This window comes from Bradyrhizobium sp. SBR1B, from assembly GCF_014198205.1.
Lineage (GTDB): Bacteria > Pseudomonadota > Alphaproteobacteria > Rhizobiales > Xanthobacteraceae > Bradyrhizobium.
This window is the reverse complement of sequence record NZ_JACIHC010000014.1, coordinates 12611-24591: the sequence shown is the minus strand read 5'-3', so window position 1 is coordinate 24591 and position 11981 is coordinate 12611. Positions and strand designations below refer to the sequence as shown.

Genomic DNA, 11981 nt, shown 5'->3' with positions numbered 1-11981 from the left:
GCCGCTTTTTGCGGCTGCGTCCGGGCTTCTACGGAGGCACGTAAGTAACTTGCTAAGGCTCTCTCCCTAAAAGTTGTTTCGATTTCGATCGATCTGTCGCGCGCCCATATCCCATTATTGCCGGAGCTAATCGTGAAGTTGAGCAATCTGAAGATCGCCCCGAAGCTCGGCATCCTTGTCGGCGTCACCTTGTTCGGCCTGTGCATCTCCGGCGTCCTCGCCGGCTATCTGATGAAGCGCGAGATGGTGAATGCGCGCATCGATCAGGCCAAGGCGATCGTCGAGCTGGCACGCAACTATGCGGGCGCTCTGAAGAAGCGCGTCGACGCCGGCGAGCTGACGAAGGACGCGGCCATGGCCGAGCTTCGCCGCTACGGCAATTCGATGACCTACGACAACGGCGCGGGCTATCTGTTCGGTACATCGTACGAAGGCATCACGCAGCTCGCGCCGGATCCCAAGCAGATCGGCACCAATCGCATGGATGTCGTGACCAACGGCCGCAAGCTGTCCGTCGAGCTGATGGACGGCGTCAAGGCCAACGGTTCGATCCTGCTGCATTATGAATATATGAAGCCCGGTCAGCCGACGCCGATCCGCAAGATCGGCTACGCGGTGGCGGTGCCCGGCTTCGACATGTATCTCGGCACCGGCGCTTATCTCGACGACATCGACGCCAAGATGGGCCCGGTCTATTGGCTGCTCGGCTTTGCCATGCTCGGCATTTTCGTTGTCGCCGGCAGCGTTGCCTGGCTGATCGGCCGCGGCATCAGCCGCCCGCTGGCGCTGCTCGGCGCCCGCATGAAGGATCTCGCCGACGGCAAGCTCGAGGGCGACATACCCGGCGTTGGCCGCGGCGACGAGGTCGGCGCGATGGCCTCCACCGTCCAGATCTTCAAGGACAACGCGGTCCGCATCCGCGACCTCGAAAGGACCGAAGCCGATGCCAAGGAGCGCGTCGCGGCCGAACGTCGCAGCGCGATGGAGGGCATCGCCAGCGACTTCGAACGCAGCGTCAACGGCATCGTCCGCTCGGTCTCCTCGGCCGCGGCCGGCATGCAGACGACGGCGCAGTCGATGACCGCGACCGCCAGCGACGCCTCCTCGCGCGCGGCGACGGTCGGCGCTGCCTCGCAAAAAGCCTCCGGCAATGTCGGCACCGTCGCGGCGGCCGCCGAAGAGCTGTCGAGCTCGGTTGCGGAAATCTCCCGCCAGGTCACGCGCTCGACCGAAGTCGCCAGCCGCGCCGTCAGCGACGCCGAGCGTACCAACGCCACCGTGCAGGTGCTTTCGACCGGCGCCGAGAAGATCGGCGAAGTCGTCAAGCTGATCCATTCGATCGCCGCGCAGACCAATCTGCTCGCGCTCAACGCCACCATCGAGGCGGCACGCGCCGGTGAATCCGGCCGCGGATTCGCGGTCGTCGCCTCCGAGGTCAAGGCGCTCGCCAACCAGACCGCCAAGGCGACCGAGGAGATCTCCGCGCAGGTCGCGGCGATGCAGACCTCGACCAGCGACGCGGTCACGGCCATCTCCGGCATCACCCAGACTATCGCCGAGATGAGCGAGATCACCGCCGGCATTTCCGCCTCGATCGAGCAGCAGGGCGAGGCGACCCGCGAGATCGCCCGCAACATCCAGTCGGTCGCGGCCGGCTCCAGCGAGATCAACGCCCATATCGGCAGCGTCACCTCCGCAGCGGAAGCGACCGGCACCGCGGCCGCCGACGTGCTCTCCAACGCCCGCGAGCTGGACAATCAGTCCGGCGCGCTGCGCAGCGCCGTCGACGGCTTCCTCGCCAAGGTGCGCGCGGCGTAGATTCTTGCACTGAATTCGTAGGGTGGGCAAAGGCGCGCAAGCGCCGTGCCCACCTTTCTTTTTAGTTCGCTGACACTCGTGGGCACGCTTCGCTTTGCCCACCCTACGAGAGCCGTGTCCCGGCTCAGCGCCGCGTCCGGGACACGAGACCGTCCTACTGCTTCTCGATCTTCGCGTTCGTGATCAGCTTCTCCCACAGCACGAGTTGTTCGTTCACGAACGTGCCGAGCTGCTCCGGCGTGCCCGAGAACGCGTCCATGCCGAGCGTGGCGAGCTGGGCCTTGATCTCCGGCTTCTCGACGATCTTCCGGATCTCGGCGTTGAGCCGGGTCACGATCTCCTTCGGCATGCCGGCGGGGCCGAAATAGCCCTGCCAGGACGAGATGTCGAAATCAGGCACGCCGGCCTCCTGCATCGAGGGCAGATTCGGCACCAGCGGCGAGCGGTCCTTGGTGGTGACGGCAAGCGCGCGCAGCGCGTTGCCGTTGACGTGGGGAAGGCCGGTCAGGATGTCGACGAACATCATCGAGACGCGGCCGCCCATGACGTCGTTGAGCGCCGGCGGCGAGCTCTTGTAGGGCACATGCAGCAGATCGAGCCCGGCATTGTGCGCAAAGGTCGCACCCGAGACGATCGCGGAGGACGATCCCGAGGCGTAGCTCAGCTTGCCCGGATTGGCCTTGCCGTAGGCGACCAGCTCGCCGACGGTCTTGGCCGGCACTTCCGGATTGACGACCAGCATGAAGGGCAGGTCGCCGGTGCGCGCGATCGGCGTGAAGTCCTTGACCGGATCGTAGGTGAGGTTCTTGAGCAGATAGGGATTGGCGGAATGCGTGGTGTTGGTCGTCGCCAGCAGCGTGTAGCCGTCGGGGGCGGCCTTCGCGACATAGCTTGCGGCGAGCATGCCGTTGGCGCCCGCCTTGTTCTCGATCACGATGCCGACGCCGAGCGCCTGCGACAGATGCTGCGAGATCAGCCGTGTCGTCGTGTCAGTGCCGCTGCCGGCCGCGAACGGCAAAACCAGCGTGATGTTGCGGCTCGGATAATTGTCGGCCTGGGCCGTGGATGCGGCGGCGAGGCACAATGCGGCCGCTCCGGCGGCACGCAGGTTTCGAATCAGCCCTGAAAGCATGTTTGAACGTTCCCTCTTTTTGGTTGGCGGGGAACCTAGCGCCTCCTCGTCGAAATCGGAAGGCGCGAGTTTGTCGCCTTGTCTCCGCGTCGCGGAATTACTTCACCGCGGAGCCCTGGCGTGAGGCGATCACGACGCCGGCGAGCACCAGCGCGTAGCCGATCAGGTGGAACGGCTGCAGCTTTTCGCCGAGCAGCAGGATCGCCATCGCCGAGCCGAACACCGGCACCAGATGGAAGAACGGCGCGGCCCGATTCGGGCCGATCAGCGCGACGCCGCGGTTGAAGAAGAGATAGGCCAGCGTCGAGGGAAAGATCAGGATGTAGCCCAGCGTCGCCAGCGTCGTTCCGTCGAATTGCAGCACGCGGCCGCTTGCCGCCTCCCAGATCGCGGTCGGCAGCAGCATCGTCGCGCCGCAGCAGGTGGTGAAGGACAGGAAGGACAGCTGGTGGATCTTGGGCCGGCGCGGGATGAAGGCCGAGTAGATCCCGAACGCCACCAGCGAGGAGGCGAACATGATGTCGCCCCTGTTGAAGCTGATGCTCGCGAGCGCGGCGAGATCGCCGCGCAGAATGATGATCAGCACGCCGAGAAGCGAGATCGCGATGCCGGCGAATTGCCCACCCGTCAGCCGCACGCCGAACAGCACCAGCGACCACAGCGCCACGAACAGGGGACCTGCCGACTGGATCAGCAGCGCGTTCAGCGCCTCCGTGTATTGCATCGCCCAGTACGAGATCGCGTTGTTGAAGGCGAAGCCCACCAGCGACAGGAACAGCATCAGCGGCAGGCTGTTGCGCAAGTCGGGCCAGTCGCGCTTCAGATGCGGCCAGGCGAACGGCAACAGGATCAGGAAAACGCCGAACCAGCGGATCGTGGTCACCGTCAGCGGCGGCACATGCGCGCCGACATGACGCGCCAGCACGATGTTGCCGGCCCAGAACAGCGAGCTCAGGCTGAGCAACAGATAAGGCTGGTTGTTGAGCCAACTGGCCGGATTGGCGGTCTTTGGCGCGGGCGGAGCAATCGTCATTGGCGTTGGACGAAAGCTTGCGCCGGATTGCCGTCGCCGCACAAGCCACGCGGCCGCAATGCTACAATGCAGGCAAACCCTGAGGAGCGCCTTTGGCGGTTAATATGTTGAACATCGCTGGCGCGCGTCTCCCCCTCTCCCCCTGTGGGGGAGGGTGGCTCGCCGCGAAGCGGCGAGACGGGTGAGGGGTCTCTTTCCGCGAGTCCAATTCTCATTTGAGTGCGCGGATGCAACCCCTCATCCGGCGCTTCGCGCCACCTTCTCCCGCAAGGGGAGAAGGAAGAAATTACGTCGCTTGCTTCCGTGACGCCACGAACACGCCCGACAGCACCAGCGCGAAGCCGATGAAGTGGAATGCCTGCGGGTGTTCGCCCAGGAACGCCATCGCCATGATCGAACCGAACACCGGCACGACGTGGAAGAACGGCGCGGCACGGTTGGCGCCGATCAGGCGGACGCCGCGATTGAAGCAGAGATAGGCCAGCGTCGAGGGAAACACCGCGACGTAGAACAGCGTCAAGAGGTTCGGCCCGTCGAGCTTCATCACGGGCCGCGCGGACAATTCCCAGATCTCCAGCGGAATGAGGCAGGCCGCGCCGGCCCCGAAGGTGAAGGCGAGGAACGACAGGCCGTGCATCGGCGGCCGTTTCAAGGTCAGCACCGAATACAGCGCGAAGATGACGAGCGCGACGATGAAGATGAGGTCGCCCTTGTTGAACTCGATGTTCGACAGGGTGGTGAAATCGCCGTGCAGCAGAATGGTCAGCACGCCGCACATCGACAGCAGCACGCCGAACGCCTGCGCGGCGGTGAGGCGGATGCCGAGGATGGCCAGCGACCACAGCGCCACGATCAGCGGCGCGGCCGACTGCAGCAGCAGCGTATTGAGTGCCTGGGTATGCTCCAGCGCCCAGTATTGCAGCGTGTTGAAGGCGCCGATGCCGGTGACCGAGAGCGTGATCATCAGGCCAAGCCTGCCGCGGATCGCCGGCCAGTCCTGGGCAAGATGTTTCCAGGCGAACGGCAGCACCAGCAGGAAGGCGAAGAACCAGCGCAGGAACGATAGCGTGACCGGCGGGATGTGGCCGGCGGCGAGCCGCCCGACGATGGCGTTGCCGGCCCAGCACAGCGCGGTGATGCTGAGCAGCAGGTAGGGCTGGTTGGCGATCCAGCTGTGGCCGGATGTCTCCGCGCTGGTGGTCTGGCCGGTGGCGGACATTGGGATTGGCGTGCCCCGCATGCGCCGAGGCTTCCAGCCCGGCGGGGTCCGGGCCGGCTGATCGCCCGGCGCTGTCCAAAGACACGGAAATCGGGGCTGCATCAACGGGGGGCGGACGCATCGCGACCATGCAGCGGCGGATTGCGCCTCTCACGCTTTGGTCGAAGCCCCGCGCGCCGCCGCGAAGGTTTCTGGATTTTCCGGGGATATCAAAGGCTTGGAGTAGCCTCGAAGCCCTGAAAATGCCCCGTTCTTGCTTGCCTAGAGAGGCTGCTTCCTTTATCCGGTTGGGCTGCCTCGCGTGCGAACGGCCTCTGGCCGGGAATTGGGCTGGGCGCAGGCATGATTCCGGAAAAGTGGGTACCAATTTTCCGTTCGGATCATGCCACCTACAGAGAAATCTTCGAAGGATTACCCGCGAATGGCCAATGTTGTCGTCGTCGGCGCCCAGTGGGGCGACGAAGGAAAGGGCAAGATCGTCGACTGGTTGTCGGAGCAGGCGGACATCGTTGTCCGCTTCCAGGGCGGTCATAACGCCGGCCACACGCTGGTGATCAACGGCAAGACCTACAAGCTCGCGCTGCTGCCCTCGGGCGTGCTGCGCGAGCAGAAGCTGTCGGTGATCGGCAACGGCGTGGTGTTCGATCCCGCCGCCTTCCTCGACGAGGTCTCCAAGCTGCGGGCGCAGGGCGTTGCGGTCTCGCCGGAGAACCTGCGTATCGCCGAGAACGTCACGCTGATCCTGCCGCTGCACCGCGAGCTCGATGCGCACCGCGAATCGGCCAGCGCCGCGACCGCGATCGGCACCACCCGCCGCGGCATCGGCCCGGCCTATGAGGACAAGGTCGGCCGCCGCGCCATCCGCCTGATGGACCTCGCCGACCTCGACACGCTCCCGCACAAGATCGACCGGCTGCTTGCCCACCACAACGCGCTGCGCCGCGGCCTCGGCCTGCCCGAATTCGACGGCAAGGTGATCCTGAAGGAGTTGAGCGCGCTGGCGCCGGAGCTGCTGCCCTACGCCGAGACGGTGTGGCGGCTGCTGGACATCAAGCGGCGCGAAGGCAAGCGCATGCTCTTCGAAGGCGCGCAGGGCGCGCTGCTCGACGTCGACCACGGCACCTATCCCTACGTCACCTCGTCCAACACGGTGGCGGCGCAGGCCGCGACCGGCGCCGGCCTCGGACCGGGTGCGGTCGGCTATGTGCTCGGCCTGTGCAAGGCCTACACCACCCGCGTCGGCCAGGGCCCGTTCCCGACCGAGCAGGACAACGAGACCGGCCGCCGGATCGGCGAGCGCGGCCGCGAGTTCGGCACCAACACCGGCCGTCCGCGCCGCTGCGGCTGGTTCGACGCCGTGCTGGTCCGCCAGGCGGTCCGGACCTGCGGCATCAACGGCCTGGCGCTGACCAAGCTCGACATCCTCGACGGCTTCGACACGATCGAGGTCTGCACCGGCTACAAGCTCGACGGCAAGGAGATCGACCACTTCCCGGCCGGCGAGGGTGCCCAGGCCCGGGTCGAGCCGATCTACGAGACCATCGAGGGCTGGAAGGAGCCGACCGCCAATGCGCGGTCCTGGGCCGACCTGCCGGCCCAGGCCATCAAATATGTCCGGCGGATCGAGGAATTGGTGGGGTGCCCGGTTGCGCTGCTTTCCACCAGCCCCGAACGCGAAGATACTATCCTGGTGCAAAATCCGTTTGAGGCTTAACGATATCTTACCGGGACGCGCGTATAGTTGAGTTGAAATGGCTGATTACTATCCGCTGATCGCCCGCGCTATTGCCGCCCTGGACCCGAACGCTCCCGGCGAAAGCCGTCGCGCGCTCTATGAGCGGGCGCGCACGGCGTTGATCGCACAGCTGCGCAGCGTGCAGCCGCCGCTCTCCGAATCCGAGATCACCCGCGAAAGGTTGTCGCTGGAGGAGGCGGTCCGCAAGGTCGAATCGGAGGCTGCCCAGCGCGCCCGCGAGGCCTCGCGCCCCGGTGGCGGCGCCCGCGGTGGCAGCAGCGGCGACGCCTTTCGCCGCGCCAGCACCCGAGCCGCCGAAGGCAGCCCGGCTGCGCCGGCCCCGCCGCGGACGCGTCCGGCCCCGCCGCCGCCGCGCGCCGACCGTCCATCCATCAACGTCGATGACCAAGGCGAGGCCCCGCGTCCGCCGCGCGCGCCCCGTTTCGACGCCCCGCGCCAACCGGGGCCGTCCGCCCCGCCACCGATGCCGGAGCCGGCGGCCGGACGCGATCGCGCCGGTGCGCGCCGTCCTCCCGATGTCGGACCTCCGCCGCCGCTGCCGCCGGCACCGGGCGTGCGCGGCTTCCGCGACATCACCGCCGACGCCAACGATCTCGGCGGCGCTGCCGCGCAGGCCAGCCGCGCCGCGCGCCGCACCTATGCCAATGTGCCCTCGCCCTCGCCGGAATTCGACCGGCTCGAGCCGAGCCTGGAAAACCGCGCCGGCGAGCAGGACGCGCCTTATTCCTACGACGAGTCGGTCGAGGAGGCCGAGCGCTACGCGCCGCAGCCGCCGTCGCCGCGTCCGCGCATCGCGCCCGAGCGCGACGCCAAGAAACGCGCCCGCGCGCGCTCCACCTTCCCGTTCAAGAGTGCGATCGCCGTCGGCATCGTGCTGATCCTGGTCGGTGCCGGCATCCTCTGGGGCAAGCAGCTGGTCCAGATCGCGACCAATTTGCTGAAGTCCTCGCCGACCCAGGTGGTGGAGGCGCCGAAGGATCCGTCCCAGCCGCAGAGCAAGCCGAAGATTCCGGATCGCGTCGGGCAGCCCTCGGCCAGCGATCAGCCGGTCGCGCCGGTGGCGCAGAAGGTCGTGCTCTATGACGAGGATCCGTCCGATCCGAAGGGCAAGCAATATGTCGGCTCGGTGGTGTGGCGGCTCGAGCCGATCAAGGCGTCCGGCAACCAGAAGGCCGACGTCGCCGTGCGCGCCGACATCGAGATCCCCGACCGCAAGTTCAAGATGACGATGTCGTTCCGCCGCAACACCGATTCCTCGCTGCCGGCGAGCCACACGGCGGAGCTGACCTTCATCCTGCCGCCGGATTTTCCGGGCGGCAGCGTCTCCAACGTGCCGGGCATCCTGATGAAGTCGAATGAGCAGGCGCGCGGCACGCCGCTCGCCGGCCTCGCGGTCAAGGTCACCGACGGCTTCTTCCTGGTCGGCCTGTCCAATGTCGACGCCGACCGCTCCCGCAACGTCCAGCTCCTGAAGGAGCGCTCGTGGTTCGACGTGCCGCTGGTCTATGCCAACCAGCGCCGCGCCATCATCGCCATCGAGAAGGGCGCCCCCGGCGAACGCGCCTTCAACGACGCCTTCGCCCAGTGGGGCGATTAGGGGCTCAAGCTGCGACTGAGTCGATGCGAGCCGAGGGGATACCTCCCCCGCTTGCGGAAGGGCTATCGCGTTTGAGAGCTTTTCCCTGCAGCCATCCTTCGAGACGCCCGCTTAGGCGGGCTCCTCAGGATGAGGGCGGAGTGTGAGGCAGCAGTTTCAAGGGCACTGACGCCAATTAGCCTCATCCTGAGGGGGTGCGTAAGCGCCGTCTCGAAGGACGAGGCGCGCGCGCCGGCCGCCGCCAAGAGTCACATGCGAGAACCTTGTCCGGCGGGAAGAGGCGGACCGAGCCTCAACGATCCAGCCGAACTCGACCCGACTACTGCGCCGCCGCTTCCCGCTTGCGCGATGCTGATGCCGCGGCTTCGCGGTCCATCACGGCGCGGCAGCCGGGGCTGACCTGGGCCTTGTTCCGCACCATGCAGGCCCTGACCCTGGGAATGTCGGGGATCTCACTGGAGCACAGACGCATCGCGTCACCCGTGCACATCTGCTGCGCTTCGGATGAGAAGGCGAGGCCGGGTGAAGTCTGGAGTGCGATGGCCGTGGTTGCGACGGCGAAGAGCGAAGCGGTGGTCTTAAGCAGCGAAGCGATGGTTTGATAGCGTGTCATGCAGAATGCGTCCCCGAGTTCCGTGGGCTTGAGCCACTTGGTTTTTGGGGCGCCGCACGTGGCTTGATCTGCCGCATGTCACAGCCTTCACGTCGGGAACTTTGGTCCCGCATGTGGTCGCTCGATTTCTTGAAGTTCGAATCGAAAGGTGCTGCGCCGCCCGAGCGAAGTATGCGCCATTGTCACGCGGCTGCAATGGCAGGCGCAAAGGAATTTGCAATTGTTGCGTGGACGTCACGCACAAAGCTTGCGCGCGCGATCAGATCATCCGATCGAAGGATGCGCTCGCTTGTTCCACGTCGCTCGCGCCGAGCGCGGCGGCGTGTTCCTCGACGGCGGTGACGCCTTTGGCGGTCAGCTCGAACAGATCGCCGTCCTTCATCACGTAGCCGTCGGCGATGAGCTCGCCGATCTTGCCGTGGCGGTCGTCGGCGAAGGCAACGGACTGGCTGATGTCCCGCAGGATCGAGAGCTGTTCGTCGCGCAACATGGCTTCACTCTCCGTTCGCTGGGGATGGTCGGTCCTCACATGCCGTGGCTCTGAAACACCTTGCTGCAAGAGCGCGACAGCTTGGCCCGGTTGGCCTGCAGGCAACCCTGCACGGCGCCGTCATTGCCGAGGTCCTTGCGACAGAAGCGCGAGGCGTCGCGTGAGCACGCCTGCTGTTCCTGCGGCGAGCCCATGTGGCCTTGCGCAAGAGCGGGTGCGTTCGACAGGCCACTCAGGGCTGCCAGCGTGATCGTCGCCATGAGAAATTTGCGGGCCATCGGCGGCTCCAATCTGACAGGGATAATTCAGGTCCTGTCTGAACTCGTCGCCTTGCCACTTGTTCCCCCAATGGCAGAGCCCGCCCCGCTATTCAAGGTTCCCGCGGCGCTGCTATAAACGTCGGCGAAGTGAAAGGGTGTTTGATGAAACGCTATCTGGTGTTTGCCCTGGTTGGCCCGTTCGTCGGCGGGTTCCTGCTGCTGCTGACGACGACCTATCAGTCCGGCTATTGGGCCCAGACCAGTCTCGGCGAGGTCGGCAAGCTGTTCGCGGTGTTCTTCAAGACCCTGCAATACAGCTACCTGTTCGGCTTCCTGCCCTCGCTGATGATCGGCGCGGTCGATGACATCCTGACCCATGTCAGGCGGATCGGCCCGGGCTTGCGGATGCTCCTGGTCGGCCTGTTCGCCTTCGTGCTGGCCTCGCTCACCTACAGCTCGCGCGGGCCGGATTCGGGCGCGGTGCAGTTCATCCTGTATGGCCTCGTCGGGTTCGTGCCGGCGGTGATTTCGTCCTGGCTCGTGCATAAATACATCAAGGAGCCGCAAGCAGTGGCGGCGCCGACCTGAGCGCGCGACGTTCGGGCGCGGCGCAGCAACCTCTGCCGCCCCAGCGCGTTCCCTGAAGGCCATGACCATGTCCGACGACGATATCCTTGCTCCACGCAGATCCCGTACGGGGAGCTCGCGCGCGACCGCTTCCGGCCCGGAGGCACGCGGGCCGATCATCGACCAGGATGGTCGGGAAATCCGCCCTGAAACGCTGGAGCAGGGCTTTCGCGAGTTCGGTTTCGAGCTGGGCAAGGATCATCCGTTCGCCGGGAGCCCGTTCGGCAATCTGACGCGTGAGCAGCGGATCGCGCGGATCGAGGCGATCGCAAAGCTGCTCGACGTCGCCTTCATCCTGCCCGGCACCAACATACGCTACGGCATCGACGGGTTGATCGGCCTGATTCCCGTCGTCGGCGACATCATCACCACGGCGATCTCGCTGTGGCTGGTGCGCGAGGCCCGGGCGCTGGGGGCGCCCTGGTACATCACCACCCGCATGCTCGGCAATGTCGCGCTCGACGGCGTAGTCGGCCTGGTCCCGTTCGCGGGCGACGCTTTCGACGTCATGTTCCGCGCCAACATGCGCAACGTGCGCCTCTTGCGCCGCTGGCTCGACAAGCAGCCACGGATCTGAAGCTTCCCCTCTTCGCCTCTCCCCGTAAGAACGGGGAGAGGGAGTAGAAACGCAAAAAGCGCGACAGCCTTTTGGCCATCGCGCTTTCTGCGCACATCGTAAGGCTCAGCGAAAAAACTTATGCCGCGTCGGCGGCGTCGGTCTCGGCCGGCGCCGGCTTGGGACGGCGGGGCAACGGGAAGGCTTCGCTCTCATAGAGCGAGCGGATGCCGTTCTGGTCGAAACGCGCTTCCTCGACCTGGAGATAGGCGCCGTTCAGCGAATCCGTCGGCAATTGCTCCATCGCGAACTGCACGGCTTCGGCCGCGGTGCCGAACCGGCGATAGGTGAAGCCTGCGCGCTTCTTCTTGCGGATCGCGGCGGGGAAGAGTTCGGCAGACGTGTTGAAGTTGAACGGACGCAGTGGACGCATGGTCAAAGACCTCGTGATCTCTCTGGGGCTTTAAGCGCGTGGGGTTTGGGAGGGCAGGGGCCGCAATCGAGCGGGCCCGCCGCACATGCCATTTTCGCCCACTAATATAGGCCGTTTTGACAAAAATGCGACCCCTGCGATGGGAGATGATGAATCCGCGCATGGCAGCTCCGCGGATGAAATTAACTGAATTATTTCAATGGCTTATATGGATTACAATTTGCCAAGAAGCAGCAGGACGACCAGCACGACCAAGACGACGCCTCCGATGCCCATGCCGGAATGGCCCATGCCATAGCCGTAGCCGCCGACGCGGCCGGACAGGCCGCCGAGCAGATAGATGATCACCAGGATGATCAGGACGGTCCCGACTGACATGGCATCCTCCCCTGGCGGCCGCCAAATGCGATGATCGGCCGCACCGCCAGACAAGAAAAGCACATCGCG

General features: G+C 65.7%; 13 protein-coding genes. 5 read left to right on the top strand and 8 right to left on the bottom strand.

The genetic code is table 11. The features are described from left to right. Positions 1-132: 132 nt before the first annotated feature. Positions 133-1818, top strand: coding sequence for a methyl-accepting chemotaxis protein (locus tag GGD61_RS28285; protein WP_092254936.1), 1686 nt, complete (start codon positions 133-135; stop codon positions 1816-1818). Positions 1819-1972: 154 nt separating this feature from the next. On the opposite strand, the gene GGD61_RS28280 is transcribed toward GGD61_RS28285, so the two are convergent. The 3 genes from GGD61_RS28280 to GGD61_RS28270 form a co-directional block, all read right to left on the bottom strand. Further along, entirely contained in the window at positions 1973-2950 is a 978-nt protein-coding gene (locus GGD61_RS28280) for a tripartite tricarboxylate transporter substrate binding protein (protein WP_183231675.1), read from the bottom strand. Between the two features lie 97 nt (positions 2951-3047). Continuing rightward, entirely contained in the window at positions 3048-3983 is a 936-nt protein-coding gene (locus tag GGD61_RS28275) for a DMT family transporter (protein ID WP_183231674.1), read from the bottom strand. A gap of 286 nt (positions 3984-4269) precedes the next feature. Then, entirely contained in the window at positions 4270-5202 is a 933-nt protein-coding gene (locus GGD61_RS28270) for a DMT family transporter (protein WP_092260417.1), read from the bottom strand. A 421-nt stretch (positions 5203-5623) separates the two neighbouring features. On the opposite strand from GGD61_RS28270, the gene GGD61_RS28265 reads away from it, so the two are divergent. Together GGD61_RS28265 and GGD61_RS28260 are read left to right on the top strand one after the other, a co-directional pair. Beyond that, positions 5624-6916 carry an adenylosuccinate synthase gene (locus tag GGD61_RS28265; RefSeq protein WP_018318369.1) on the top strand — a complete coding sequence of 431 codons (1293 nt, stop codon included), beginning with the start codon at positions 5624-5626 and terminating at the stop codon, positions 6914-6916. A 37-nt stretch (positions 6917-6953) separates the two neighbouring features. Continuing rightward, positions 6954-8555 (top strand): hypothetical protein, encoded by a 1602-nt coding sequence (locus tag GGD61_RS28260; protein ID WP_092260418.1) that lies wholly within the window; start codon positions 6954-6956, stop codon positions 8553-8555. Positions 8556-8874: 319 nt separating this feature from the next. Here GGD61_RS28260 and GGD61_RS28255 read toward each other — a convergent pair whose 3' ends face one another. The 3 genes from GGD61_RS28255 to GGD61_RS28245 all read right to left on the bottom strand — a co-directional run bounded on the left by GGD61_RS28255 (position 8875) and on the right by GGD61_RS28245 (position 9936). Further along, the gene (locus GGD61_RS28255; protein WP_026202007.1) at positions 8875-9168 is read right to left on the bottom strand and encodes a hypothetical protein; all 294 of its coding nucleotides are present in this window, start codon (positions 9166-9168) and stop codon (positions 8875-8877) included. Between the two features lie 259 nt (positions 9169-9427). Then, the gene (locus GGD61_RS28250) at positions 9428-9658 is read right to left on the bottom strand and encodes a hypothetical protein (RefSeq protein WP_026202008.1); all 231 of its coding nucleotides are present in this window, start codon (positions 9656-9658) and stop codon (positions 9428-9430) included. 35 nt (positions 9659-9693) lie between these two features. Next, positions 9694-9936: a hypothetical protein gene (locus GGD61_RS28245; RefSeq protein WP_177237301.1), complete on the bottom strand. Its 243-nt coding sequence runs from the start codon at positions 9934-9936 to the stop codon at positions 9694-9696. A 144-nt stretch (positions 9937-10080) separates the two neighbouring features. Between GGD61_RS28245 and GGD61_RS28240 the strand changes: the two genes are divergently transcribed. Both GGD61_RS28240 and GGD61_RS28235 read left to right on the top strand, forming a co-directional pair. After that, positions 10081-10506, top strand: a complete 426-nt coding sequence (locus GGD61_RS28240) for a DUF5413 family protein (RefSeq protein ID WP_092260424.1) — start codon at positions 10081-10083, stop codon at positions 10504-10506. 61 nt (positions 10507-10567) lie between these two features. Beyond that, positions 10568-11122, top strand: a complete 555-nt coding sequence (locus GGD61_RS28235; protein ID WP_092260426.1) for a DUF4112 domain-containing protein — start codon at positions 10568-10570, stop codon at positions 11120-11122. A gap of 118 nt (positions 11123-11240) precedes the next feature. Here GGD61_RS28235 and GGD61_RS28230 read toward each other — a convergent pair whose 3' ends face one another. Continuing rightward, complete coding sequence (locus GGD61_RS28230; RefSeq protein WP_018318374.1) at positions 11241-11534, bottom strand: hypothetical protein; 294 nt, start codon at positions 11532-11534, stop codon at positions 11241-11243. A 213-nt stretch (positions 11535-11747) separates the two neighbouring features. Continuing rightward, positions 11748-11912, bottom strand: a complete 165-nt coding sequence (locus GGD61_RS28225; RefSeq protein ID WP_084674830.1) for a DUF3309 family protein — start codon at positions 11910-11912, stop codon at positions 11748-11750. Between the last annotated feature and the right edge of the window lie 69 nt (positions 11913-11981).